This is a genomic window from Halomonas sp. BC2 (assembly GCF_002078115.1).
Classification (GTDB): domain Bacteria; phylum Pseudomonadota; class Gammaproteobacteria; order Pseudomonadales; family Halomonadaceae; genus Vreelandella; species Vreelandella stevensii.
The window spans coordinates 19633-46089 of record NZ_LFGT01000025.1 but is presented as its reverse complement, the minus strand read 5'-3'; the positions used below and the strand labels follow the sequence as shown (position 1 = coordinate 46089).

Sequence of the window (26457 nt, the reverse complement as noted above, 5' to 3'; positions counted from 1 at the left end):
CTTGTTCAGGGGTCGGGTAGAGGCGTACTTTGGTGGCTATTAACATGGCACGGTGCCGCTCAAAACTGTATTTTTATACATAATAGACAGTAAGGGGCGAAGATCAACCCCCAGCAGCGCTAGCGCGCTGCCCGCTTGTATCCCCGCCCGATTGGGCGAGGGTTTACGCGGAATTTTGCTAAAAATAATAGCACGCTAATCTTGTTCGTTGTCGAGCAGCAGGGCATCGTCAACGTCAGAGATCTCGAGGGCCGTCTCGTCATCCAGGTCGATGGCCAGATAGCTGTGCTCGACGCGCAGGAAATCCTCGAACAGTGCCCAGTCGAGTTTTTCGGGCCACTGGCGCTCATCCTCTTCCCAGGCGCGCAGCTCGGTTTCCAGAATCTCCACGTGCCGGTCGCGGACAAACGTCTCCAGCGCCTCCGGGGTATCCATTTCGGGAATCAGATACACCGTGCTTTCACGCTCGACGTCGGCCAGGGTCAGGTCGTCGTCTCCCATGGTGGGTTCGAGCGCATTGATCCAGTCCACGAAGGTCTGGGTCGGCCTGACGCTCAAGGCAGAGCGATTTAGCAGTTTCATGGGATTCTCCTCGCCGTCGAAACGTTGACCATTATGGGCGCTAAAACGCGCCCTTACCAACTTTTCGTCCGCCCGTGCGACGTTTAACGTTAATCAACCTCGGGGCGCATCGCCGGGAACAACAACACGTCTCGAATGGAGGGACTGTCGGTAAACAGCATCACCAGCCGGTCGATCCCGATGCCTTCGCCTGCCGTGGGCGGCATGCCGTACTCCAGAGCGCGAACGTAGTCGGCATCGTAGTACATGGCTTCCAGATCCCCGGCGTCTTTTTCGGCTGCCTGCTCACGGAAACGCTCCGCCTGGTCTTCGGCGTCGTTCAGCTCCGAGAAGCCATTGGCGATTTCACGCCCACCGACAAAGAACTCGAAGCGGTCGGTGACGAACGGGTCGGCGTCGTTGCGGCGCGCCAAGGGGCTCACCTCGGCAGGATATTCGGTGATGAACGTGGGTTGGTCGAGCTTGTGCTCGGCCACTTCCTCGAAGATCTCGGTCTGCAGCTTACCCAGGCCCCAGCTCTCTTTCACCTTGATACCGAGCTTCTCGGCAGCCGCGCGAGCAGCGTCCAGCGTCGCCAGGTCGGCCTCGGTGATGCCGTCGCCGTGATCCAGAATCGCCTGGCGCAGGGTCAGGCGCTTGAAGGGCTGGCCGAAGTCGTAGCTGGCCCCTTGGTAGGTAAGCGTGGTGGTGCCCAGCACTTCCTGAGCCGCCGTGCGCAACATGGCTTCGGTCATGTCCAGCAGGTCGCGGTAATCTGCGTAGGCCCAGTAGAACTCCACCATGGTGAACTCGGGGTTGTGGCGCGTGGAGAGCCCTTCGTTGCGGAAGTTACGGTTGATCTCGAAGACCTTCTCGAAACCGCCGACCACCAGACGCTTGAGGTACAGCTCGGGCGCGATGCGCAGGTACATGTCGATGTCCAGCGCATTGTGGTGAGTAATGAAAGGGCGCGCCGCGGCTCCACCGGGGATCGGCTGCAGCATGGGCGTTTCCACTTCCATGAAGCCGCGCGCTTCGAAAAAGCGCCGCATGGAGCTGATCACCGCCGCACGGGTTTCGAATACCTTGCGCGACTGCGGGTTCATGATCAGGTCTACATAACGCTGACGATAGCGCGCTTCCTGGTCGGTCAGGCCATGGAACTTGTCCGGCAGGGGGCGCAGGCTCTTGGTGAGCAGCTGCGCTTCCGTCATCATGACGTACAGGTCGCCCTTGCCGGATTTGTGCACCGGGCCGCGGGCCGCGACGATATCGCCGATGTCCCAGCCCTTGATGTCCTCCAGCACGTCTTCCGGCAGCCCTTTCTTGTCCACGTAGAGCTGAATCTGGCCAGCCACATCCTGAATCACGATGAAGGGGCCACGCTGGCGCATGACACGACCCGCTACCGACGCCTGATGGTCAAGCGCTTCCAGCTCGGCCTTGTCCTTGTCACCCAGCAGTTGCTGTAGCTCTACGGTCAGGCTGTCGCGGCGAAAGTCGTTTGGAAAGGCACTCTTGCCCTGCTCTGCCGCCCGCTCACGGCGGGCGGCGAGCTTGGCACGGCGCTCGGCGATCAGGTGATTTTCATTGTCGAAAGAAGACGCGTCTTGGTTGGCCATCGGGCACCCTATTCAAATTCACACGCTAAAAAGATTACAGACCCTGCTTCAGGCTGGCGACGATGAACTGGTCCAGATCGCCGTCGAGTACCTTGTCACAGTTGCTGGATTGAACGCCGGTGCGCAAATCCTTGATGCGCTGATCGTCCAGTACGTAAGAGCGAATCTGGCTACCCCAGCCGATATCGGCCTTGGAGTCTTCCGCTTCCTGCTTGGCAGCGTTGCGCTTTTGCATCTCGAATTCCCACAGCTTCGCTTTCAACTGCTTCATGGCGAAGTCGCGGTTGGCATGCTGGCTACGCTGGTTTTGACAGGCCACCACAATGCCGGTGGGCTCGTGGGTGATCCGCACCGCCGAGTCGGTGGTATTGACGTGCTGGCCGCCCGCACCACTGGAGCGATAGGTATCCACGCGCAGGTCCGACGGGTTGATCTCGACCTCGAAGCTGTCGTCGATTTCTGGCGACAGAAAGACGGAGGCAAACGAGGTATGGCGACGGCCACCCGAGTCGAAGGGGCTCTTGCGCACCAGACGATGGACGCCGGTTTCGGTCCGCAGCCAGCCAAAGGCATGGTCACCCTGAATATGCAGCGACGCCGACTTGATGCCCGCGACTTCCCCGGCAGAGATTTCGATGATCTCGGTCTTGAAGCCGTGGCTTTCGGCCCAGCGCAGGTACATGCGCAGCAGAATGTTGGCCCAATCCTGAGCTTCGGTGCCGCCCGATCCTGACTGAATATCCAGATAAGCGTTGTTCTCGTCCATTTCTCCCGAGAACATGCGGCGAAACTCGAGTTTTTCCAACGCATCTTGCAGCCCGGACAGCTCCTTGCGGACTTCCTCGACCGTGGCCTCGTCTTCTTCCATCTCGGCCAGCTCCAACAGGTCGCGGCTATCCGCCAGGCCCTGCTCCAGCTCGTCGATGGTGGCCACGATGGCTTCCAGGGAGGCCCGTTCCTTGCCCAGTTTCTGGGCGTATTCCGGGTCGTTCCAGACGTTGGGGTCTTCGAGCTCGCGGGAAACTTCTTCTAGCCGATCTTTACGCTCGGCATAGTCAAAGATACCCCCTAAGAACGTCTGTCCGCTCAGACAGGTCCTTGATCTGGTTGTGAATCGGGTTGGTTTCCAGCATGGATCGCCCTAATCTTGGTCGGTAAATAAAGCTCGCTGACGCGGGGGTCGCCTCGCGCCGCAAAAGAGACAGTCGCCGTTGGGACGGCCTGGCCACCTGAGACGGTGCCCGCCACCCCAACGGCGACATTCTGGCAGGCATTGTAACCAAACCCGCTGCCAATCGCACCCACCCTGAGAAAGCAAAAAACCCGGCCGAAGCCGGGTCAGTCGATCAGTAAGCGCGAGCCGTCACATCAGAACCGATAGGTCAGCTGAGCACCGAAGCCATGGGCTTCGTTCTTGTAGTCAGCCGAGTAGTTCACCCCGCCAATGGGCTGGCCGCCGGTTTGTGCGCTGGCCAGCAGGTCGCGCCGTTCTTGCTCGACGAAGGTGCCACGCTCGGTCAGGTAGGAGTAGGCGAAATCAAGCGTCAGGTCTGGCGTGGGGCTCCAGCCTGCGCCAATCGAGAAAATGCGCCGGTCATCTGACGGAATACGTACGCTGCGGAACTCATCGCTGGTGGGCGTGAAGTCGAGCGTGACGCCTGCACGCAGGGCAAGCTGCGGTGTCAACTGGTACTCGCCACCGGTCGCGAACGCCCAGGCGTTGGAGTAATCCTGCTGCTCCTGGGTAATGGTATCGCCCTGGCTGCCCTGGACCAGAATCTGATCGAAGCGACTCCAGCGTACCCACGAAGTGCCAAACATCAGCTTCAGCCGATCACTCATCTGTTGCGTCAACGAGAAGCTGATGGTTTCAGGCGTGGTCAAATCCAGCGTTGCATTATCATCCGCCCGCACCACGTTGCCCGCAGGGTCACGCGCCACGAAGGTGCTATCCAGGGTGTAGTCCACCTTGGAGCGATAGGTCAGGCCGAACGTGGTTTCAGGAACAGGCTGATAGATCACCCCCAGGTTGTAACCCCAGGCATCGTCATCCCCTTCCACGCGAGAATCGACATCCGTGGCCGGGTCGAACCCAGGCCCCGTGGGCAGCTGACGACGCAGCTCACCGTCGACGCGGTTATAGGTCACACCGGCACCTACCGACCACTGGTCGTTGAAGCGGTAGGAAACCGTGGGCTGTGCACTGACCACGCGGATTTCGGTGTAGTCGCCAAAGTAACGGCCCTGGAAACTATCTTCGTAGTCGGTTTTGGAACCAAAGGGAGCATACACGCCAAAGCCAAAGGCCAAGCGGTCATTGACCGGCTGAGCATAGAAAGCAAACGGTATGAGGGTGCCTGGCACCATGTCGCCATCGTTGGTACCGGGTACGCCACCAATCGGCACCTGCATACCGGCAGGTGCGCCACCCACCGCCACGCCCGCATCAAGCGTGCGGCTGGCTTCCACGTTACGAATGTCGGAGTTCACGTTCAGGTAAGTACCGCCCGCCGTCACCTGGGCGCGATCCAGGAATGACATACCCGCAGGGTTACCGAACACGATGGTGGCGTCGTTGACGTTCGAGCTACGCCCAGCATGGCCATAGCCCTGGCCACTGACGCTCTGTTCGTTGATCTGGTACCCGCCCGCCTGCGCCTGGCCAGTGAAGGCCACCGCTGCGATGGCAGCCGCAAGGGTCAGCTTCTTGAAGTTATTATTCATGGTGGGCCTCTCTCCCGATGATCCGTCGGACGGTGCGTTCCATCCGCATTGTTCTGACACCTAAGTTTTCGCCCAATGTAGGGTTTGGTTCAAGGGCAAACGAGCGTTTTATTTTGTTTTTTACTTATACATTAGTCGCACGGTCGTTTGAAATCAGTGTTTTAGTCATTTCGATGGAGATAAGGGCGGCCCTTGACCTATGGGTTACCCAAGGGTTTTACGCTATCTTTTTCAAAAGCGATGTCAAAAAGGAGGCTTCGTGAGCGCCATCAAAGTCGGTGAACTGGCCAAACGCGGTGGCGTCACGGCGGAAACGGTGCGTCACTACACCCGTGAAGGCCTCTTGACGCCGAGCAGGCATCCAGACAATGGCTATCAGCTCTACACCGCTGGGGACCTGGAGCGCCTGCACTTCATTCAGCGCGCCCGCAAACTGGGTTTTAGCGTGGCCGAAATACGCGACATTCTGGCCCATGCCGACCAGGGCGACTCGCCCTGCCCACTGGTACGCGACCTGCTGGCCCATCGCCTGCCGCAAATCAGGGCGCGCATTGCCGAGCTGGAAGCGCTAGCGCATCGCATGGAGCAGGCGCTGGAGAGCTGGCAGACCATGCCCGACGGCACCCCCGATGGCCACAGCCTGTGCCGCTTGATCGAAAGTTTTCCCGAGGAGGCAGCATGCCCCAACGCCACGCACCGCCAACAACGCTGACCCGCGCCGTACCCGGCATGAACTGCCAGGGCTGCGTCAAGCGCATGCGGGAAGCGATTCTCGCCGAGGACGCCACTGCCGAGGTGACCGGCTTCCCAGCCGACAAACGCCTGGAGGTCACCACCACCCTGAGCATGACGGCTCTGGATGACGCCCTGGCAAAGGCAGGCTACCCTCCCAGCGAGCTGGCCCCGCCAGCTGTTGACGACACCAAAACCGAGGCCGAAGGTAACGACTCGACGGCAGCGGCCCACACGGCTGACACGCCACGCTCCCACCAGGGCAGCCAGCGAATACGCCTGGCCATCACCGGCATGACCTGCGCCAGCTGTGTCAAAAGTGTCCAGAAAGCCTTGGAACGCGCACAAGGCGTGGATACGGCCAGCGTCAATTTCGCGACCCATACCGCCCAGGTGTTTGGCCACGTCGATGTAGCAACGCTGCTGGCCGCCGTCGATGCCGCAGGCTACCGCGCCGAACCGATTGTCGATATGCGCGCCGCCGAAGAGACGCGTGCAGAACAAGAAGCGCGGCTCTATAAAATCCGCCTGAAGGGTAGTGCCTACTCGCTCGCCTTGGCGCTACCGCTCATGCTCAGTATGTTTTTCTATCACCCACACCCGGTGGGGATGGGGCGCTTGTTCTGGCTGGTGATTGGCCTGCTCACCCTGGCCATTCTGGTCTTTCCTGGCCGCCACTTCTTTGTGAATGCATGGAAGAACCTCAAGCATCATCAAGCCAACATGGACACCCTGGTGGCCATGGGTACCGGCACCGCCTGGCTCTACTCCATGATGGTGGTGCTCTTTGCCCCCTGGTTGCCTGAGGTGGCTCACGGCATCTATTTTGAAGCCTCTGCCATGGTGATCGGCCTGATTTTGTTGGGCAATGCACTGGAGCTCAAAGCCCGCGGTCGCACCAGCAGCGCCCTTAAACGGCTGCTCGACCTGCAGGAGAAAACCGCCCGGGTGATACGCGACGGCGTTGAACAAGAAATCGCGGTGGACGATGTAGCGCTGGATGACCATATTCGCGTGCGCCCCGGTGAGCGGCTGCCGGTGGATGGCGTAGTGCTCGACGGCCAGAGCTATATCGATGAATCCATGCTTACCGGCGAACCGGTGCCCGTGCATAAAACAGCGGACGATGACGTAAGCGCGGGCACGGTGAACGGTAACGGTAGCTTGGTGTACCGCGCCACGCGCATCGGCCGCGATACCCGTTTGGGGCGCATTACCGAGCAGGTGGCCAGCGCACAAAACTCCCGTCCACCGATTGGCGAGCTGGCCGATACGATCTCAGGCATATTTGTACCCGCCGTGATGATTATTGCGGTGCTAACGGCCCTTGCCTGGTACAACCTCGGACCCGCTCCGGTGGCTATTCATATGCTGGTTACTGCTACTACGGTGCTAATTATCGCCTGCCCCTGCGCGCTGGGCTTGGCCACCCCGATCTCTACCATGATTGGCGTGGGCAAAGCCGCCGAGCATGGCGTGCTGGTGCGCAGCGGCGAAGCGCTGCAAACCGCTAGCCGCCTGAACACACTGGTCGTCGATAAAACGGGAACGCTGACCGAAGGCAAACCGCGCGTCACCGAGGCAACGGTGCTGCACGATGATAGCACCCAAGTACTGGCCTGGGTGGCCGCCTTAGAGAGCCGCTCCGAGCACCCCCTTGCCAAAGCGCTGACGGCCTACGCCGAAGAGCAAGGCGCCCGACCCGATACGCTGGCTAGCTTTGATAGCGTGACCGGCGGCGGTGTTAAAGGCACCAGCCAAGCTAATGACACGCTGCTGCTAGGCAATGCGCGGCTACTGGATGAGGCTGGCGTTGATCTTTCCCCAGCAGACGAGAGCATTCGCCAGTTGGAAGCCAAGGCGCGCTCGCTGGTTTATTTAGCGGTGAATGGCAAGCTGGCCGCCCTCTTCGGCGTTAGCGACCCGCTGCGCAAAGATGCCGCCGCCGCCGTGAAGCGCTTGCAGGATGATGGGTTAACCGTGGTGATGTTGACGGGCGATAACGAGCATACCGCTGCTGCGGTGGCCCGCGAGGTCGGCATTAGCGAGTTCAAGGCAGGTATGACGCCTGACGACAAGCACGCAGAAATTGAGCGCCGCCAAGCCGCGGGCGAAGTGGTCGGCATGGTGGGCGACGGTATTAACGACGCCCCCGCGCTGGCCCGAGCCAACGTGGGTTTTGCCATTGGCCAGGGTACCGATATCGCCATGGAGAGCGCCGGTATTACGCTGATGCGCGGTTCACTACACGGCGTGGCCACGGCGATTGAACTGAGCCGTGCCACGCTCTCTAACATCAAGCAGAACCTGATCGGCGCGTTTGGCTATAACGTGCTGTGCATCCCGATTGCCGCTGGCGTGCTCTACCCCATGACCGGCATGCTGCTGTCACCCATTATTGCGGGCGCGGCCATGTCGCTCTCCTCCATCACCGTGGTCAGCAACGCCAACCGCCTGCGGTTATGGAAGCCCACCCAGCAGGAGGCCGTATGAGTTTACTGATCAATCTTGCGGGTATCGCCGTCATTGGCTTGATCGTCTGGTGGTTTTGGCTTAACTAGCAACCGCTTAGCTAACCCCGATATAACGCCCTGGCTTGTGGTTCAGGGCGATAATCAAGTTGAGCATCAGCGCCCCCAACACCGAGTAGCCTACTCGATCCAGCGGAAGCTGGGTCAGGGCGATGAGTAGAATGACGGCGTCGATTCCCAGCTGCACAAAGCCTGCCCGCAGGCCATGCTTGTCTTGCAGGTAGAGCGCCAGAATGTTGATGCCGCCAAGGCTGGTGCGGTGGCGAAACAGCATCAGCATGCCAATGCCCATCAGCGCGCCGCCCATCACGGCGGCGTACAGCGAAGGGACGCTTTCAAAACTGACCCAGCGCTGGGTCAACTCGGAAAATAGCGAGACCAGGCCAATGGCGGCAAAGGTACGTAGCGTAAAGCTCCAGCCCATGCGCTTGATGGCCAGATAGTAAAACGGCAGGTTGATGGCAAAGAACCACACACCGAACCCCCATCCGCTCAGGTAATTCAGCAGCAGCGCCATCCCGGCGGTGCTGCCTGTCAGCAGCACCGCGTGGGTATACAGGGTGACTCCCAGCGCCACGAACAGCGTGCCCAGCAGCATCGCCATCACGTCCTCGTAGGGCTTGTGGGGGTCCTTGGGAAGATCTTCCATACGCATCGATGCGTCCTTTTTAGGATTGTTGGAGCGGCCGGGGCATCGGCCAAGGACGCGAGGATAGCGGAGCGCGTCAAACGGGGCTAGCGTGCTCCACCATCAATTGCAGTGCCTCGCGACCGCGCCAGCGGTTGCGGTTGAGCTTGTAGGCACAGTGCAGGGTGTCGCCCACCCCAAACGAAGGCAGCTCGCCCGGCGTCAGGGCGCGAAACCAGATCGCCTTGCTGGTCACCGCTCCCATGGAAAGCTCCATCATCAGATGCGAGCCTTCGGCCCCCACCGGGCGCAGCGCCTCCACGATGAAGCGTCCTTCGAACAGCGGAGGTTCGAACTCCCGGCCATAGGGGCCCAGGGTCTCGATCTCTTCCAGCGTGGCCAGGCTAAGCTGGGCCGTTGACAGCTCGCCATCGGTCCATAGGCGAGGGTAGAGCGGCATGTTGCCCAGTTGCTCGCCAACGGCCTGCAGAAAAGCCGCCTTGAAGGCCACCAGCTGCTCCCTGGGCACACCGACCCCTGCGGCACCGCGGTGCCCGCCAAAGCGCGGCAGCGCCTCTGGTGCCAGCTCGAAGGTTCTTTGCAGCGCGTCGCGCAGATGCAGGCCGTCGATGGAGCGGCCAGAACCGGTCAGCATGTTGGGTGCAGCGGCCCGCGTCAGTATCAGCGCCGGACGGCCATAGGCCTGTACCAGGCGGGAAGCGACGATCCCTTGCACGCCGGGGTGGCCGTCTTCCAGCAGCACCACGATAGCGGGCTCATTGGCCTCCAGAGCCGCGACCGCCAGCGCCTTGGCTTCCTCGGTCATGTCGGCTTCGATGGCCTTGCGCGACTGATTATCCTGATCCAGCACCTCCAACTGCCGATTGGCGACGCCGTCGCTCTCGGCCAGCATGAAGTGCAGCGCCGCATAGGGGTCGTCCAGCCGCGAGCGGGCATTGATGCGCGGGCCCATCTGAAACGCCAGGGTTTCGGCGTTGAACGGGACACTGTCGGCCCCTAACCGCGCGGCCATGGCGCGCCAGCAGGCGGCATCCATACGGTTGATCAGGGTCAACCCATGGCTGACCACCGCTCGGTTGGCAGGGCTGCCCCCCAACGAGACGCAGTCGGCCACCGTGCCCAGGGCCACGTAGGAGAGCCAGGGCGAGAGCTTGGGGGTGGCATCCGGCAGCGCGCCCCACTCCACCAACACGCTACGGGCCAGTGACATCAGTAGCCACGCCACCATGCAGCCTGCGATGGTTTTATCCGGATAGCGACAGTCGCTGCGGGTGGGGTTGACGCAGGCGTAAGCCGAGGGCGGCGGGCCTTCCAAGGGCAGCGCATGGTGGTCGCTGACCACCACGTCGATCCCCGCCGCTTTCAAGCGCACGATCCGCGGCTCGTCGGAGCTGCCACAGTCGGCGGTGATCACCAGCGTGGGCAGCGGCTTCAAGCCGAGCGTACGCTCCACCAGCGGTAGGCTGATGCCATAGCCATCGTGAATACGGTGGCCAATCAGGCTGTGCAGCTTATGCTCGGGCACGCCAAACAGCTCGACCAGAGTGCGCCGGATGACCACATGGGAAGTGATGCCATCGACATCGTAATCGGTCAGGATGCCGATGGACTCGCCTTCGGCGACGGCCTGGGCGATACGCTCCGCGGCGCGCCGACCATCGGCCAGCTTTTCAGGGTGCACCAGATAGCGCAGGCTGGGCGACACCAGCGGTGTCAGTTCGCCGGTATAGCCGGGCAGCCGCGACGCCAACAGGCGTGCCTGCAGCTCGCTTAGCCCTTGCGCCTGGGCGCGCATGTAAACAGCCTCGTCCAGGGGGCGAGGCTCGAGGCGAGGATGACTGGCTGAGAGGGGTGACACTGTCGTCATGCCACCTCAGCGACGGTTGTCGGCAACGAACTGCTGCACCGCACCCAGCTCTGCCGGCAGCACGGTGTAGCGCTCTTCACGCTCCAGCAGGTCGTTCATGTGCGTGGGTAGCGGCACGCCCTGGAAGCCCGCCTTGACCACGGCTTCGGCAAATTTCGCCGGGTGAGCCGTGGCCAGGGTGATCATTGGCGTGGTGGTATCCTGACGCGCCCGCTCCGCCGCGCGATAACCGGTGGCGGTATGGGGGTCGAGAATCTCACCCGTGCGACGATGGGCTTCGCGAATGACTTCCAGAATCGTGGCGTCATCCACGCTGTAGCTGGCGAATTTTTCCCGCAGCTTGGCCAGCGGCGCATCGGCCAGCGCCGTGGGCTCCTGCTGGAAGCGCTCCAGCAGGGCGGCCACGGCGTCGCCATCACGCTCGTAGGCATCGAACAGCAGACGCTCGAAGTTGGACGACACGACGATATCCATGGAGGGCGCTAGCGTGGCAGCCAGCTCCTTTTTGGAGAAGTCGTTGGCCGCCAGGGTACGATGCAGAATGTCGTTGGCATTGGTGGCAATGATGAACTGCTTCACTGGCAGCCCCATCTTGTAGGCCATGTAGCCCGCAAAGACGTTGCCGAAGTTGGCCGATGGCACACAGAAGCTCACTTCCCGCTGCGGTGCGCCCAGTGCGACCCCGGCGGCCACGTAGTAGACGATCTGGGCCATGATGCGCGCCCAGTTGATCGAATTCACCGCCACCAGCCGGGTGCCGTTCAGGAAGCCCTGGTTGGCAAAGCTGGCCTTGACCATGGCCTGGGCATCGTCGAAGTTGCCCTCGATGGCCACGTTGAACACGTTGTCTGCCAGTACCGTGGTCATCTGACGACGCTGCACTTCCGACACGCGGTTGTGGGGGTGCAGAATGAAGATATCCAGGTTGTCGCAATGGCGGCAGCCTTCGATGGCCGCCGAGCCGGTATCCCCGGACGTGGCGCCCATGATCACCGCACGCTCGTCACGCTTTTTCAGGAAGTGATCCAGCAGCCGCCCCAGCAGTTGCAGTGCCACATCCTTGAACGCCAGCGTGGGCCCGTGGAACTGCTCCAGCAGGAAGTGGTTGGCGTCGAGCTGCTTCAGCGGCAGCACCGCGTCGTGATTGAACGTGGCGTAGGCATCGGTGACCAGGCCGTGGAACGTCTCGTCGTCGATCTCGCCGTTGACGAAGGGCTTCATGACCCGGAAGGCGATCTCGGCATAAGAGAGCCCGGCCATGCTGGCCAGCTCTTCACGGCTGAAGGTCGGAACGCTTTCCGGCACGTAGAGGCCGCCGTCGCTGGCCATGCCGGTGAGCACGACTTCCTCGAACGAAAGCGCGGGGGCCTGACCGCGAGTACTGACGTAGCGCATGCTCACTCTCCTTCGTCCAGAGCTTCCACACGAATGCGGGTGACGGGGCCTGCGATATCGGCCATGGCCTCGATTTCGCGGATCGCTGCGTTCATCTGGCGCTCTTTGGTGCGATGGGTCAGCAGAATGATCGGTACCAGCTCGCCTTCGGTGGCCTCTTTCTGGATCAGCGCTTCGATGGAGATGCCCTGCTCGGCAAGAATCGTCGCCACACGCGCCAGCACACCAGGACGATCCACTGCCAGCAAGCGCAGGTAGTAGGCCGTGGTGATCTCTTCCATGGGCATGATCGGCAGCTGGCTGACGTCTTCGTCGATGCCGCTGAACGCCAGGTAAGGCACTCGATAGTGGTGGTCGGTGGCGATATCACGCGCCACGTCCAGCAGGTCAGCCACCACGGCGGAAGCCGTTGGCTCGGCACCGGCACCGGCGCCGTAATAGAGCGTCGGGCCCACGGCATCGCCCATGACCGCGATGGCGTTTTTCACCCCGTGGACATTGGCCAGCAAACGCTCTTTTGGAATCAGCGTGGGATGCACCCGCAGCTCCAGCCCTTGATCGGTACGCTTGGAAATGCCCAGGTGCTTGATCACATAGCCAAGGTTGTCGGCTTGCTCCACGTCTTCGGCGGTGATCCGCGAGATGCCTTCGGTAAAGGCTTTTTCAAACTGCAGCGGCACGCCGTAGGCAATGGAGGCCAGAATGGTCAGCTTGTGCGCCGCATCGATGCCTTCCACGTCGAAGGTGGGGTCGGCTTCCGCGTAGCCCAGCGCCTGGGCTTCGGCCAACACGTCTTCAAAGGCACGGCCTTCGTCGCGCATGTGGGTCAGGATGAAGTTGCCGGTGCCGTTGATGATACCGGCCACCCACTCGATACGGTTGGCACCCAGCCCCTCACGCAGGGACTTGATGACGGGTATGCCACCAGCCACCGCCGCCTCGAACGCCACGATCACGCCCTTTTCGTGGGCCGCACGGAAGATCTCGTTGCCGTGCACCGCGATCAGCGCCTTGTTGGCCGTCACCACGTGCTTGCCATTGGCAATGGCCGTCAGCACCAGCTCACGGGCGATGTCGTAGCCACCGATCAGCTCGACGAGCACGTCCACGTTGGGGTTGTTGGCCACTTCAAACACGTCGGTAGTGGCGTTGATGCCGGTAATATCGCAGTCAGCATGAATACTGCGGTGAGCGACCTGTTCGATGACGATGGGACGGCCCGCGCGGCGACTGATATCGTCCGCATTACGCGTCAGCACGTTGAACGTGCCACCACCGACCGTACCTAGCCCACAAATGCCTACTCTTACCGGTTTCAAAATACTTCCCCTTTCGTGTTGGGCGCCCTTGGGCACCGCCTCGTGATTCAGTGTCTCAGCGCTATGTTCGTCACTCGGGTGACGTTATTCATCTTCCAAGCCTAACATGGCCACCAGCCGCTCGGCAGGCACAAAACCCGGCACCATCTGGCCGCTGGGCAGCACGATGGCAGGGGTACCTTGAACCCCAAGCGCCTGGCCCAGCGCATACTGCTCGGCCACCGGGTTGTCGCACCGCGCACTGGCGCCAATGGCCAGCCGCTCCTTGGCCTGATTCATCGCTTCGCTGCGATTGTCGGAGCACCATACCTGCTGAAGCGTTTCCGCAGCGGCGCTGCTCATGCCCGCGCGCGGGAAGGCCAGATAGTGTACCGCAATCCCGCGCTCGTTGAGCTCTGGAATCGTCTCGTGAAGACGCTCGCAGTAGGGGCAGGTAGGGTCGGTAAACACGATGACCGTTGCCTTGGGCTCACCGACGCCGCGAAAAATGACACGCTCGTCTTCGGGGACCGCGGCCAGCGCCTCGGCCCGCTGCTGATTGCGCGACTGCTCGGTCAGGTTGACCAGCCCATTATCGGCGTTTTCAAACAGATCCCCCACCAGAAAGTGGCTGCCATCGGCATTGGAGTAGAACGACTCACCGCTCTCCAGGCGCACATGGTAGATGCCCTCCATCGGCGTGACGCTGACCTGCTCTACCGGCATCGGCTGGCCATTGACGCTCAGGCTTTCGGCCAGGCGGTCGGCCGTGGCGTCCGCCAGGGCCAGCGAGGGCAGCAGGCTGATTGCCAACACCCACCAGGGGGCACGGGACGCTACACATTCAGGCATACGTTGACGCATTGTTTTCTCAACCTCTTGGATGGTGGTCGGCATGCAGTTGCTCCAGGCGCGCCTGGGCGACGTGCGTATAAATTTGCGTGGTCGATAGATCGCTATGACCCAGCAGCAGCTGTACGACACGTAAATTGGCACCATGATTCAATAAGTGGGTGGCAAACGCATGACGCAGCGTATGCGGCGACAGTGGCCTCGAGATGCCGGCCGTGATGGCGTGGGCCTTGATACGGTGCCAAAAGGTCTGGCGAGTCATGGCACGGTCACCCCGGCCGGGAAACAGTGCGGGCCGCGTCGGGTCCTGCATCAAGGCAGGACGCGCCGTGCGCAGGTAGCGCTCCAGCCACTCGGCAGCCTCTTCTCCCATGGGCACCAGGCGATCCTTGTCGCCCTTGCCTCGCACTCGCACCACCCCTTGGCGCAGGTTCACCGCATCGCCGGTCAAACCCACCAGCTCGGAAACCCGCAGCCCACAGGCGTACAGCAACTCCAGCATGGCGCGGTCACGCACGCCCAGCGGCGTTTCGATGTCCGGCGCCAGCAGCAGCCGCTCCACTTCGTCCTCTTCCAGCGTGTTGGGCAGGCTGGGGCGCACCCGTGGCAGCGCCACGCGGGCCAACGGGTCGACATCGATATGCCCGTACAGCCGCGCCCAGCGATAGAAGCTGCGCAGCGACGACACCAGGCGCGCATTGCTGCGCAGCTGATACCCCTGCTCACGGCGATGGTCGAGCCACACGCCCAGGCGATCCGGCGAGGCCGTCAACAGCGTCTCGCCCTCCTCCGCCAACCACTGCTGCCAGGCCGTCAAGTCGCGCCGGTAGGCCGCTAGCGTATGGTCACTGGCACCCTGTTCCAGCCAAAGGGCATCCAGATAGGCATCGATCATGCTCATACGCAAACGGTCTCATGCTAGAACGATAAACAAAAACCCCGCTCCGCAAAGCGGTAACGGGGTTTTCCGTATCCGAGCGCCAAGCGCCCGTGAAAGCGTGGTGATTAAACCAGCTTTTCCTTGATACGTGCAGATTTACCGCTACGCTCACGCAGGTAGTAAAGCTTGGCTTGACGAACGTCACCGCGACGCTTGACTTCGATGGAGTCAACCAGCGGGCTGTAAGTCTGGAAAGTACGCTCAACGCCAACACCGTGAGAAATCTTGCGCACGGTGAAAGCGGAGTTCAGGCCACGGTTACGCTTGCCGATGACCACACCTTCAAACGCCTGCAGACGCTCGCGAGTACCTTCTTTTACTTTAACCTGAACGACAACGGTGTCGCCCGGTGCAAAAGCAGGAATCTCTTTGCTCATTTGCTCGGCTTCGATCGCCTGGATCACCTTGTTCTTGCTGCTCATCTTCATGCTCCTAAATAACGTAGTGGTTTGCCGCGCAGTTGTGGAAGGGGCAAACCGTGATCCCGGCGCTCGAAGCGAGCCACGCGGGAGTCGTTATGGGTGACACAGGTGCGCTGGCCAACGCCTTCGCCCTGCACCGCCGCCATCCTCTAGGGTGTCGTTGTCGACACCACAGACGAGGCGTGTTCCTCGATGAACTCATCCAGCAGCCGTTGCTGCTCGGCATTCAGGGTACGTCCGCTCAGCAGGTCGGGTCGACGCTGCCAGGTACGCCCCAGAGACTGCTTCAACCGCCAGCGCTTGATGGCGGCATGGTTACCGCTCAACAGCACGTCAGGCACTTTGCGCCCGTCGATCACTTCCGGGCGAGTATAGTGCGGGCAGTCCAGCAGGCCGTCGTTAAACGAGTCCTCGATAGCGGAGTCCTGATGACCCAGTACACCGGGTATCAGCCTTGCCGCTGCGTCGATCAGCACCATGGCCGGCAGTTCGCCGCCACTGAGCACATAATCACCGATCGACCACTCTTCATCGATGTCACTCTCCACCACACGCTCGTCGATACCTTCGTAGCGTCCGGCAACCACCACCAGGGGTCCTGCGGCGGCCAGCGCCTGAACTCCCTGCTGATCGAGCTTGCGCCCCTGGGGCGACAAGTAGATCACGGTGGGCGTAAAACCGGTTGCCTGCTCCGCGCGCTGGCGGGCATCGGCAATCGCAGCCCTGAGGGTATCGACCTTCATCAGCATGCCGGGGCCACCCCCGTAAGGGCGATCATCGACACTGCGATGGCGGTCGGTGGCGTAGTCGCGTGGATTCCAGAACTCCAGGGCAATCTGCTGCTTCTCGACGGCTCGACCGATCACACCCTGCTGGGTAATCGCATCGAACATGTCAGGGAACAGCGATACCACGCCAATCCACATGGCGGGCGCGTCTGTCGCACTTTCCACGGGTGCCGGTGAAGTCATCGTCGCATCCGTTTCCGTTCGTTCCGTCAAAGCGTTCTGGCTCATCAAAACTCGGGGTCCCAGTCGACGACCATACGGCCCTCTTCCAGGTGGATCTCAACGATCACGTCATCGGGCAGGAAAGGCAACAATCGCTCTCGCTTGTCGATTGCGTCGTCGTCTCCACGTACCACCATGACATCGTTTGCGCCGGTCTCGAACAGGTAGCTGACCCGTCCCAGCCGCTCGCCTGACTGAGTAAAGACCGCGAGGCCCTCGAGCTCATGCCAGTAATACTCATCGTCGGAAAGCTCGGGCAGTGCGTCCTTGGGCATCAGAATGTCCGCCTGGGCCAGCGCTTCGGCCGCCGTACGGTCATCGACCCCTTTCAGTTGCACAACCAGTCCCTTGCCTTGCCGACTGCCCTGAACGACGCGCATGGGGGTCAACGTATTACCTTGACGCACCCACCACTCAGGGTATTCCAGAATGCTGTCCATGGGATTGGTATAGGAGTAGACCTTCAGCCAACCTTTGATCCCGTGAGGGCTGGTCAGCTTACCAAGCACAACGTGCGTGTCGTCAGTCGGGCTGGTTTCAAAACGCGTCATTGACGACCACTCCACAACAGCATTGATGAACGGCGATATCTCACACAACGCTCAGGCTTACGCCTGCTTGCGTGCTTCCTTGACCAGCTCGGCAACGCGACCAGACAGCTGGGCGCCTTGGCTCTGCCAGTGAGTCACACGGTCCAGATCAACGCGCAGACGCTCTTCCTGACCACGGGCAACCGGGTTGAAGAAACCGATACGCTCGATGAAACGGCCGTCACGGGCGTTGCGAGAGTCGGTCACGGTCAGGTGATAAAAGGGACGCTTCTTGGCGCCACCACGTGCCAAACGAATGGTAACCATACGATAACTATCCTTCGGTTGAGGTTACGCGAGTGGGGCATAGCGCCAATGCGCTATCAGAACACTCGTCATACTGTTTTCTTGGTGCTCCTGCCTCACCAGGGCTTGCGAAACGCTTGCCTGGCCCAGCAGAGGGCACCTTCAGGACCTTCATCCATGGAATATCGCCCAGTGCCAGAGCACTTTTCAGCAACACCCAAACATGAAGAGGCCGCATTCTACGCAAATGCGACCTGCTTGGAAAGCCTGACAGCCAGAAAACTCACAGGCCGTCAACCTTGCAAAGGGGCATCAGGCGGGCTCAGCGCCAGGGCAAACCACCCGGGCCACCCATTCCGCCCATGCCCCCCATACCGCCGGGGCCACCTGGGCCGCCGGGGCCTTTGCCCCCCATCATGCCGGACATGCCACGCATCATCTTCTGCATGCCGCCCTTCTGGCCGGCTTTCTTCATCATCTTTTGCATCTGCTTGTGCTGCTTCAGCAGCCGGTTCAGGTCCGGCACCTGCAGTCCGGCACCTGCCGCAATGCGGCGTTTGCGCGAACCGTTGATGATGTCGGGCTTGCGGCGCTCCTTGGGCGTCATGGAGTTGATCAGCGCCTCCAGCTTGCCCAGCTCCTTTTCTGGCCCGGGGCCCTGGGCCATCTCTGCCATCTGACCCATGCCCGGCAGCTTGCCCAACAGGCCGCCCATGCCGCCCATTTTCTTGAGCTGCTGGAGCTGGTCGCGGAAGTCTTCCAGGTCGAAACCATCGCCTTTCTTGACCTTGCTGGCCAGCTTCGCGGCCTTGTCCTTGTCGACGGTGCGTTCGGCTTCTTCGATCAGCGACAGCATGTCGCCCATGCCCAGAATGCGCGAGGCTACCCGGTCAGGATGGAAGGGCTCCAGGGCATCGACCTTTTCCCCCACCCCCATGAACTTGATCGGCTTGCCGGTCACGTGGCGCACCGACAGCGCGGCACCGCCACGGGCGTCACCGTCGGCCTTGGTCAGAATGACGCCGGTCAGCGGCAGCGCTTCATGGAAGGCCTTGGCGGTATTCACCGCATCCTGGCCGGTCATGGCGTCGACGACGAACAGCGTTTCCTGAGGAGTAATGGCTTTATGCAGCGCCTGAATTTCGGCCATCATGGCGTCGTCGATGGCCAGGCGGCCAGCGGTATCTACCAGTACGACGTCATGGAACTGGATTTTGGCATGCTTGATGGCTGCCGTGGCGATATCGACCGGCTTCTCGTCGGAGCGCGATGGATAGAAGTCGACCTGCACCTCTTTGGCGAGGGTTTCCAGCTGGTCGATGGCCGCAGGGCGATAGACGTCTGCCGAAACCACCAGCACTTTCTTCTTTTCGCGCTCGCGCAGGTAACGGGCCAGCTTGGCCACCGAGGTGGTCTTGCCCGCGCCCTGCAAACCGGCCATCAGCACCACGGCAGGAGAGCCTTTCAGGGAGAGACCTTCATTGGCCTCGCCCATGATGGCTTCCAGCTCCTGCTGGACGATCTTGACGAACTGCTGACCCGGCGACAGGCTCTTGGAGACCTCCTGGCCTACCGCACGCTCACGCACCCGCTCGATGAACGCCTTGACCACGGGCAGCGCCACGTCGGCTTCGAGCAATGCCTTGCGCACTTCTCGCAGCGTGTCCTTGATGTTGTCGTCGGTCAGGCGCGCCTGACCCTTGATAGACTTCAGCGTCTGGGATAGACGCTCACTCAAATTCTGAAACATGGGGCCTCTGCCTCCGTCGCTGTCGCCGGGTGTCTTCACCGGACGAATGTGGCATCGATTATACGCGCTCACGCCGCGAGTCTCCATGGCCGCAAGCGTTGGCTAGCCATGACTGTGCGACGCTGCCATGATTCGTTATAGTAGCAGTACCGCTCTGGAAGGAGCGGCAGTGACCGGGCCCTGCGGCGTTTTGCAGAAACGTTTGGCCGGTCGCCACGTTTACCCCATGACGCGCTGCCAGGCGCACGGATAGCATCATGCAGGCGCTACCTTTCGCCACGATTGCCTTTGTACTCTACGTTGCTGCTGCCATCTGGCAGGGCATGACGCTGTTTCGCCGCGTGCCGCCACGCCAGGGCATGGTGCGCCTGTTGGGCGCCCTTGGCCTGCTGCTGCATATTACCGTGGTGGTCAAGCTGGTGGGCGCCGCCCCCGGCCTGCTGCCGGGCTTCACCACCAGCGCCACGCTATTGATGGCCGTGGCGGTCAACGTGGTGCTGGTGGCCAGCCTGTTCAAGCCCGTCTTGAACGCCGGTATCGTGCTGTTTCCGCTGGCGGGCATCGCGCTGATCGTCGCCACCTGGCTGCCCAGCCAGGGTAGCCACAGCGGCTTGACCCCCGGCATTCTGCTGCACGCGGTCAGCTCGGCCCTGGCCTTCGCCGTGCTGGCCATCGCCGCCGTGCAGGCGGTATTGGTGGGGCTACAAAACCAGGCCCTGCGCCATCACCACATACGCGGCATCGTGCAGTCACTGCCACCGCTGACCACCATGGAGCGGGTGCTGTTCGAGCTGGTGTGGGCGGGCATTCTGCTGCTCACGGTATCCATCGCCAGCGGCCTGATCTTCCTGGACAACCTGTTTGCCCAGCACCTGGCCCACAAGACCGTGCTGTCGCTGGGGGCCTGGATCATCTTCACGACGCTGCTGGTGGGCCGCTACCGTTTCGGCTGGCGTGGTATGCGCGCGGTGCGCTGGACCCTCGGGGGATGCGCCCTGCTGCTGCTGGCGTATTTTGGCAGCAAGTTCGTGCTGGAAATCCTGCTGAATCGCTAAGCGCTCCTTGACACGCTACCCGCATGACTCTACAAATCGAGCCTGACACGCCATAAAGGAACATTCGACTTGAGCGACGACTTCCCCCTGGGGTTACTGTTCGGCCTGCTAGCCTTGCTGATTTTACTGTCTGCCTTCTTCTCCAGCTCCGAAACGGGCATGATGTCGATCAACCGCTATCGACTCAGCCACCAGGCAAACAGCGGCGACCGCCGCGCCAAACGGGTCATGCGCCTGCTGACACGTCCCGACCGCCTGATTGGCGTCATCCTGATTGGCAACAACTTCGTCAACAACCTGGCCGCATCCATCGCGACCATCATCGCCATTCACTTTTTTGGCGATGTCACAGGGCCAGCCGTCGCGACGGCGTTACTGACCATCACCATCCTGGTCTTTGCCGAGGTCACGCCCAAGACCTACGCAGCCATCAAGCCCGAGCGCATCGCCTACCCCACGTCGGTAGCACTGGAGCCGCTGCTCAAGCTGCTCTACCCGCTGGTATGGCTGGTCAATATGGTCTCCAATGGACTGCTGAGGCTCGTTGGCGTGAAAAGCGTCGACAACGGCGGTGACAGCCTGACCCGCGACGAGCTGCGTACCGTGGTGCATGAAGCAGGCACCCTGATTCCTTACCGCCACCGGGCCATGCTGCTGTCGATTCTGGATCTCGAAAACGTCACGGTGAACGACATCATGGTGCCGCGGCATGAAGTGCTGGGCATCGATCTGGATGACTCCCTGGAAGAGATCCTCACCCAGATCCGCACCAGCCAGCATACCCGCTTGCCGGTCTATAAAGGCGATATCAACAACATCATCGGTATGCTGCACCTGCGCAACGCAGCACGCTTTTTATCTCGCGATGAAGTCACCAAGGCCGCCATCGTTCAGGAAGCGCGTGAGCCCTATTTCATTCCCGAGTCGACACCCCTGCATACCCAACTGCTGAATTTCCAGAAACAGAAACGGCGCATCGGCATCGTCGTCGACGAGTATGGCGATGTGGAAGGGCTGGTGACCCTGGAAGACATTCTGGAAGAGATCGTCGGCGAGTTCACCACCGACGTGTCCGAAGACGACGAGATTCATCAGCAGGACGACGGCAGCCACGTCATCGAAGGCACAGCCAATATCCGCGAGATCAACAAGATGCTGGGCTGGCAACTGCCCACCGACGGTCCGAAAACCCTCAACGGGCTGATTCTCGAACACCTGGAATCTTTCCCGGACGGCCCGGCCTGCCTGCAGATAGGCAATACGCGAATGGAAATTCTCGAGATTCGTGACAACCTGATCACTTCCGCCCGCTGCTGGCAGAAGCTCCGCCTGCCGCGTCGCTGACGCGGCTAGCGGTGTGCGATATCGCTATCGGCCGCGGCCTTGAGGGCCCTTACCCGGGTTTCCAGATAGCGACGCAGGGCAACACCTTCTACCTCCTGCACCGCAATAGGCGGGCCGAAGTGCAGGCTGACCGGCGCCCTGAACCGCGAAGGCCACTTCTTCAAGGCTTTGCCGCCGTGATGTGACGTCCAGGAACCCCATAGCCCGGCCAGCCCGGCAGGGATCACCGGCACGTTGTCACGGGCCAGAATGGTCTCCAGCCCACGCCGAAAGGTGTGAATCTCGCCATCGGGGGTCAAGCGCCCTTCCGGAAACACCATGACCACGTCGCCATCGCGCAGCGCCTTGCTGACTTCGTCCAGCGTGCGCCGCAGCGCGCCGGGGCTATGGCGCTCCGACTCGATGGGAATGGCACCTACCAGTTGAAACCACCACTTGAGCCAGCGGGACTCGAAGATAGGCTGGTCCATCACGAACCGCAGCGGTCGGGGGCTGGCGCCTCCCAGTACCAGAGCGTCCATGAAACTGACATGGTTGCACACCACCAGCGCAGCGCCTTGTTTCGGCACATGCCCTTGCCCATGCACCGTCAGCCGATAGCAGCCACGCATGGCGAGATAGATCAATCGACGTAGCAGGCGGCGCAGCGCCTTCACCCCTGCTGTCACGTCACCGCCTCCCGGTGCCGCAATCCGGCCAATACCGTGCTCATCAACTGCTCCAACAGCTCATCGACCTTCAACTGCTGCCCCTGCCAGTAGCCCAATCGCTCGTTCAATCCCAGTTGCACCAGGCCATGCACACTCCCCCACAGCGTACGCCCCAGACGGCGCGCTTCGAGGTCGTCCAGCGCAGGCTGGTACTCTTTCAGTGAGGTTTCCACCTGAGTAAACAGCGCCTCGATGAGAGCGCTTTGGCGCTGATCCAGCTCACCCTCCTGGGCCAGCGGATAGTCGAACAACAGCTGCCAGCGGTAGCAATCCTGCTCGGCAAAGCGCCAATAGGCATGCGCCAGAGCACGCAGCCAGGGCTCAGGGTCATCGGCCGCCAAGCCGGTAATGGTCTGCTGCAACCGGGCCAGGGTCTCAACGTTGACATGCTGCAACAGGTTATTGAAGCTGCCATATAACTTGAGCAGGGTACTGGGCGCACAACCCACCTCGCGGGCCAGGGCACGCAGTGATAAACCATGAACTGGCTGCTGAGCCAACCACTCATCACAAGCGTGCATGACCTGCGTATGGAGGGCGTCGGGCGCATGCTGTCTGGGACGGGCCATGGCGATCTCTTAGGGTCAACGGCAAACAGGAAAGATTGCCTCATCGCGCTTTAGCGTGAGCAAGGACTACGATAGGATACCTTACATCGAACACTGTTTTCGACACTAAAACACGACATTTAACGTATTCACACCGCTTACCCCGTTTTGACCTTGCCCCGTGGCAGTCAAGCGACCGCGTTGCACTCGAGGAGACCGCATGACGGGACGCCTACACGTACAGCGCTTACCGCTCGCTCGTCTATTGCCAGCGCTGGCCTCGGCGGCGCCGCTGATCGAGTCGCCGAACATGGCCCCGCGCCAGCCTGTCTCTGCCATTCGCATGGCGCAGGGCCGCATGACGCTGTCACCGCTGTTCTGGGGCCTTACCCCCCCTTGGCTGAAAGTGCTCGACCACGCCCCCCACTGTGCCAGGGCCGAAACCCTGAGCAAACGCGCCATGTTTCAGGAGGCGTTCAACGCCCGGCGCTGCGTGATACCGGTGAGCGGCTTTTATGTCTGGAAGCCCCAGGCACGCAACAAGCAGCCTTATCTGGTGACCCACGTGCAGCGCACCCCCCTGCTGCTGGGTGCCCTCTGGTGCCGCTACCACACCACCTTGACGACCTTTACCGACTCGACGGCCTTGATCAGCGTGCCCGCCAATGCCTGCCTGTCATCGCTGACCGACCGACTGCCAGTGGTGATCGCCCCCGAAGACGTCACGACATGGCTGGACCCGAACACCGACCCCGACCAACTGACACCGCTATTGATGCCGGCCCCTTTGGAACTGTTGGGCGCTTTTCCGGTATCAAGGCATGTGAACAACCCTGCCTTTCAGTCACCCTCCTGCGCGCATCCCGTTGGGCCCATGCTGCGCTGGACCGTGCCACAGGAGCTGTAATGCTGCGACTCATCCCTGCTTACCCGCCGCGCCTTGCTGCGCGGCACATCGCCCTTGGCCTGTCTACAGGGCTACTTTGGGGGGCTCTGCCCGGTGCCTGGGCCGAAGAGAGCCCCATTGCCGACGTGGTAACCCCCACCGTCAGCCCCTTCGACGAGCGTGACTATCGAGTGCTGACGCTGGAAAATGGCCTGCAGGCGCTGCTGGTCAGCGACCCCAGCGCCGACAAGGCGGCGGCCTCCATGAACGTGCGGGTCGGCAGTGCACAGGACCCGGAAGACCTGCAGGGGCTGGCGCACTTCCTGGAGCACATGCTGTTTCTGGGCACCGAACCCTACCCCCAGTCGGATGCCTACCAGCGTTTCATTTCCGATAATGCAGGCTCCCATAACGCCTTCACTGCCCAGCAGGACACCAACTACTTCTTCGATGTCGCGCCCTCGGCACTGCCCGGCGCCCTGGACCGCTTCAGCGAATTTTTCCTCTCACCGCTGTTCAATGCCGACCAGCTGGAGAGCGAACGCAATATCGTCCACTCCGAGTACATGGCGCGCATACGTGATGAATCGCGGCGCGAGAACGACGTCCTGAACCAGTTGCTCAACCCGGCGAACGCCACCACCGGCTTTGCCGTGGGCAGCCGTGACACCCTGGCCAACCCGCCAGAGGGCGAGGCGACGCTGCGTGAGCGGGTGATCGACTTCTATCATCGCTACTACGATGCCAATGTAATGAACCTGGCCGTGGTCGCTCCTCAGCCGCTGGACGAGCTGGAAAGCCTGGTGGTCGAGCGCTTTGCCGAGATCCCGGATCACGGTCTCAGCGTGCCGGTGATCGATGCACCGCTGGTGGATTCGGACACGCTCCCCCGCTATATCGAGCGTCAGTCACTGCAGGACCGCCGTCAGCTGCGCTTTTACTTTCCGATTCCAGACCCCACGGACGAGTACCGCACCAAGCCCACCCAGCTCATCTCCCATCTATTGGGTGACGAGAGCGACGGCAGCTTACTGGCCGTGCTCCGCCAGGCAGGACTGGCCGATGGGCTGTCGGCCGGCGTGGGCCGCGGTGACGGCAACCACGCCCTGTTCACCGTCTCCATCAGCCTGACCCCCGCCGGGGCCGAGCGGCTGGACGATATCGAAGCCACCCTCTTCGCCGCCATCGAGCAAATTCGTGAAGAGGGCCTGGCCGAATGGCGCTATGAGGAACAGCAGCGGTTGAGCGAGCAGGCCTTCCGCTTCCAGCAGCACGGCGCGCCCCAACAGGAAGCCACGCGCCTGGCCATGAGCCTTTCGCGCTACCCCGTGGAAGACGTGCAGTACGCGCCGTATCGCATGGATGGCATGGATAGCGAGCGTCAGCAGGAGTATCTGGATGCGCTGACGCCTCAGAACATGCTGCGCTTCTACTCCGCCCCGGATATCGAAAGCGAACAGGTCTCGCCCTGGTTCAATACCCAGTGGCGCGAGCAGCCGCCCGCACAGCCGGGCCGGGCCCTGGAGGGCCTGGCGCTGGCAGAACCCAACCCCTTCATTGCCGAAGACCTGACGCTGCAGCCCGGCCAGGACGAGCGCCCCTCCTCGCTCATCGACACAGAGACCTTTGCCGCCTGGCACATGCAGGATAGCCGATTCAACACGCCCAGCGTCGAATGGCGGGTCAGCCTGCAGCACCCCAGCGCCAGCTACTCAGCCGAAGAAGCGGTGCTGACACGCCTGCTGGCCAGCTGGCTGAACGACAGCCTCAACGAATCACTCTACCCCGCCTGGCTGGCAGGGCAAGCCTTCAGCGCCTACCCCCATGCACGCGGCATCACGCTGTCGTTCTCGGGTTGGCGGGATGGGCAAACGCCGCTGATCGAGCAGGCCATTGCGCAGCTCCAGCAGGCCGACATTTCGGCAAGTGCCTTCGAGCGCGTGCGCTACCAGCTGCAACGCGAGTGGCGTAATGCACCGAAGGCATCGCTCACCGGGCAGGCCAGCCGTGCGCTGGGCGAAGCCCTGCTGACCCCGCAGTGGTCCAGTGCCGAGCTGCTGGAAGCAAGCCAGCGCCTGGAGAAACAGCACCTGGACAACTTCCGGCGCCGCTTTCTGGGCAATCTGTATATCGACGCCATGGCCGTGGGTAACCTGACCGCCGATCAGGCACGGGAGCAGGCCAATCTGATCCGCGGTGCCCTGACGCCGCGCCTGAGCCGTGACGACATTCCCGCCCTGCAGCCGCTGCGGGTAGCCGATGACGCCATCGCGCTACAGCCTCACAGCACCCGTGAAGAGTCGCTGGTACTCCGCTACCTGCAAGGGCGCGATCAGAGCCTCGAAGAGCAGGCACGACTCAGCGTTCTGGCGCAGTGGCTGGATACGCCGTTCTACCAGCAGCTGCGTACCGAAGAGCAGCTGGGCTATATCGTCAATGCGGGCTACTCACCGCTACTGGAAGCACCGGGGGTTGCGCTGATCGTGCAGTCGCCCGATGTGGATAGCGCCACGATTGCCGAGCGCATGGATGACTTCTTGCACCAGGCACAAGCGCGCCTCGAGGCGCTGAGCGATGAGGAGCTAGCCGCGCACCGTCAGGCCGTGCACGACCGGCTGCGCCAGCGGGACACCAGCCTGCAGGGCATGGCCAACCGCTACTGGCAGGCCACGGCACTGGAAGAGATTCGTTTTGACCGCCGCGAGCGGCTGGCCGAGCTGGCTCT

The 26457-nt window shown here is 61.8% G+C and carries 23 protein-coding genes; 6 read left to right on the top strand and 17 right to left on the bottom strand.

Annotated elements, in window-relative coordinates:
* Positions 1 to 195: 195 nt before the first annotated feature.
* The 4 genes from B7L71_RS14625 to B7L71_RS14610 all read right to left on the bottom strand — a co-directional run bounded on the left by B7L71_RS14625 (position 196) and on the right by B7L71_RS14610 (position 4907).
* On the bottom strand, positions 196 to 582 hold the full coding sequence (locus tag B7L71_RS14625) for a hypothetical protein (RefSeq protein ID WP_016916012.1): 387 nt from the start codon (positions 580 to 582) through the stop codon (positions 196 to 198).
* Between the two features lie 89 nt (positions 583 to 671).
* Entirely contained in the window at positions 672 to 2183 is a 1512-nt protein-coding gene (lysS, locus tag B7L71_RS14620; protein WP_081138838.1) for a lysine--tRNA ligase, read from the bottom strand.
* 34 nt (positions 2184 to 2217) lie between these two features.
* A protein-coding gene (gene prfB / locus B7L71_RS14615) for a peptide chain release factor 2 (protein ID WP_139790145.1) occupies positions 2218 to 3316 on the bottom strand; the annotation gives its coding sequence in 2 pieces (ribosomal slippage) (positions 2218 to 3240 and positions 3242 to 3316; 1098 coding nt in all).
* A 235-nt stretch (positions 3317 to 3551) separates the two neighbouring features.
* A complete protein-coding gene (locus B7L71_RS14610) occupies positions 3552 to 4907 on the bottom strand; it encodes an OmpP1/FadL family transporter (RefSeq protein WP_081138835.1) in 1356 nt (451 codons plus the stop codon).
* A gap of 268 nt (positions 4908 to 5175) precedes the next feature.
* Between B7L71_RS14610 and B7L71_RS14605 the strand changes: the two genes are divergently transcribed.
* Positions 5176 to 5619, top strand: a complete 444-nt coding sequence (locus tag B7L71_RS14605; RefSeq protein ID WP_040461254.1) for a MerR family transcriptional regulator — start codon at positions 5176 to 5178, stop codon at positions 5617 to 5619.
* Positions 5586 to 8132 (top strand): heavy metal translocating P-type ATPase, encoded by a 2547-nt coding sequence (locus B7L71_RS14600; protein WP_081138833.1) that lies wholly within the window; start codon positions 5586 to 5588, stop codon positions 8130 to 8132. Before B7L71_RS14605 ends, B7L71_RS14600 begins: the two co-directional genes overlap by 34 nt.
* A gap of 75 nt (positions 8133 to 8207) precedes the next feature.
* Here B7L71_RS14600 and B7L71_RS14595 read toward each other — a convergent pair whose 3' ends face one another.
* From B7L71_RS14595 to ffh, 11 genes are all read right to left on the bottom strand, one after another.
* Entirely contained in the window at positions 8208 to 8825 is a 618-nt protein-coding gene (locus tag B7L71_RS14595; RefSeq protein WP_081138832.1) for a YitT family protein, read from the bottom strand.
* A gap of 70 nt (positions 8826 to 8895) precedes the next feature.
* Positions 8896 to 10686, bottom strand: a complete 1791-nt coding sequence (locus tag B7L71_RS14590; protein WP_081138830.1) for a single-stranded-DNA-specific exonuclease RecJ — start codon at positions 10684 to 10686, stop codon at positions 8896 to 8898.
* 6 nt (positions 10687 to 10692) lie between these two features.
* Positions 10693 to 12081 (bottom strand): threonine synthase, encoded by a 1389-nt coding sequence (gene thrC / locus B7L71_RS14585; protein WP_016916003.1) that lies wholly within the window; start codon positions 12079 to 12081, stop codon positions 10693 to 10695.
* 2 nt (positions 12082 to 12083) lie between these two features.
* Positions 12084 to 13400 carry a homoserine dehydrogenase gene (locus tag B7L71_RS14580; protein ID WP_039183386.1) on the bottom strand — a complete coding sequence of 439 codons (1317 nt, stop codon included), beginning with the start codon at positions 13398 to 13400 and terminating at the stop codon, positions 12084 to 12086.
* Between the two features lie 84 nt (positions 13401 to 13484).
* Positions 13485 to 14276, bottom strand: a complete 792-nt coding sequence (locus tag B7L71_RS14575; protein ID WP_081138829.1) for a DsbC family protein — start codon at positions 14274 to 14276, stop codon at positions 13485 to 13487.
* Positions 14251 to 15132: a site-specific tyrosine recombinase XerD gene (gene xerD / locus B7L71_RS14570; RefSeq protein ID WP_081138827.1), complete on the bottom strand. Its 882-nt coding sequence runs from the start codon at positions 15130 to 15132 to the stop codon at positions 14251 to 14253. The genes B7L71_RS14575 and xerD overlap by 26 nt, the downstream gene beginning before the upstream one ends.
* Before the next feature lie 104 nt (positions 15133 to 15236).
* Entirely contained in the window at positions 15237 to 15593 is a 357-nt protein-coding gene (gene rplS / locus B7L71_RS14565) for a 50S ribosomal protein L19 (RefSeq protein WP_016915999.1), read from the bottom strand.
* 149 nt (positions 15594 to 15742) lie between these two features.
* The gene (gene trmD, locus B7L71_RS14560; protein WP_026001959.1) at positions 15743 to 16519 is read right to left on the bottom strand and encodes a tRNA (guanosine(37)-N1)-methyltransferase TrmD; all 777 of its coding nucleotides are present in this window, start codon (positions 16517 to 16519) and stop codon (positions 15743 to 15745) included.
* Positions 16520 to 16608: 89 nt separating this feature from the next.
* Positions 16609 to 17154, bottom strand: a complete 546-nt coding sequence (rimM, locus tag B7L71_RS14555) for a ribosome maturation factor RimM (protein ID WP_016915997.1) — start codon at positions 17152 to 17154, stop codon at positions 16609 to 16611.
* A gap of 57 nt (positions 17155 to 17211) precedes the next feature.
* Positions 17212 to 17460 (bottom strand): 30S ribosomal protein S16, encoded by a 249-nt coding sequence (gene rpsP, locus B7L71_RS14550; protein WP_009098555.1) that lies wholly within the window; start codon positions 17458 to 17460, stop codon positions 17212 to 17214.
* 301 nt (positions 17461 to 17761) lie between these two features.
* Complete coding sequence (ffh, locus tag B7L71_RS14545; protein ID WP_081138826.1) at positions 17762 to 19189, bottom strand: signal recognition particle protein; 1428 nt, start codon at positions 19187 to 19189, stop codon at positions 17762 to 17764.
* 257 nt (positions 19190 to 19446) lie between these two features.
* On the opposite strand from ffh, the gene B7L71_RS14540 reads away from it, so the two are divergent.
* Positions 19447 to 20244, top strand: coding sequence for a cytochrome C assembly family protein (locus B7L71_RS14540; protein WP_081138824.1), 798 nt, complete (start codon positions 19447 to 19449; stop codon positions 20242 to 20244).
* Positions 20245 to 20313: 69 nt separating this feature from the next.
* Positions 20314 to 21588 carry an HlyC/CorC family transporter gene (locus tag B7L71_RS14535; RefSeq protein WP_081138823.1) on the top strand — a complete coding sequence of 425 codons (1275 nt, stop codon included), beginning with the start codon at positions 20314 to 20316 and terminating at the stop codon, positions 21586 to 21588.
* Between the two features lie 5 nt (positions 21589 to 21593).
* On the opposite strand, the gene B7L71_RS14530 is transcribed toward B7L71_RS14535, so the two are convergent.
* Positions 21594 to 22199, bottom strand: coding sequence for a 1-acyl-sn-glycerol-3-phosphate acyltransferase (locus B7L71_RS14530; protein WP_371317414.1), 606 nt, complete (start codon positions 22197 to 22199; stop codon positions 21594 to 21596).
* A gap of 53 nt (positions 22200 to 22252) precedes the next feature.
* Positions 22253 to 22867 carry a TetR/AcrR family transcriptional regulator gene (locus tag B7L71_RS14525; RefSeq protein ID WP_081138819.1) on the bottom strand — a complete coding sequence of 205 codons (615 nt, stop codon included), beginning with the start codon at positions 22865 to 22867 and terminating at the stop codon, positions 22253 to 22255.
* A gap of 199 nt (positions 22868 to 23066) precedes the next feature.
* Here B7L71_RS14525 and B7L71_RS14520 point away from each other — a divergent pair, with 199 nt between their 5' ends.
* Both B7L71_RS14520 and B7L71_RS14515 read left to right on the top strand, forming a co-directional pair.
* On the top strand, positions 23067 to 23753 hold the full coding sequence (locus tag B7L71_RS14520; protein ID WP_081138818.1) for an SOS response-associated peptidase: 687 nt from the start codon (positions 23067 to 23069) through the stop codon (positions 23751 to 23753).
* Positions 23753 to 26457: insulinase family protein (locus B7L71_RS14515; RefSeq protein ID WP_081138876.1), on the top strand; the 2705-nt coding region annotated here is incomplete at its 3' end. The genes B7L71_RS14520 and B7L71_RS14515, both read left to right, overlap by 1 nt.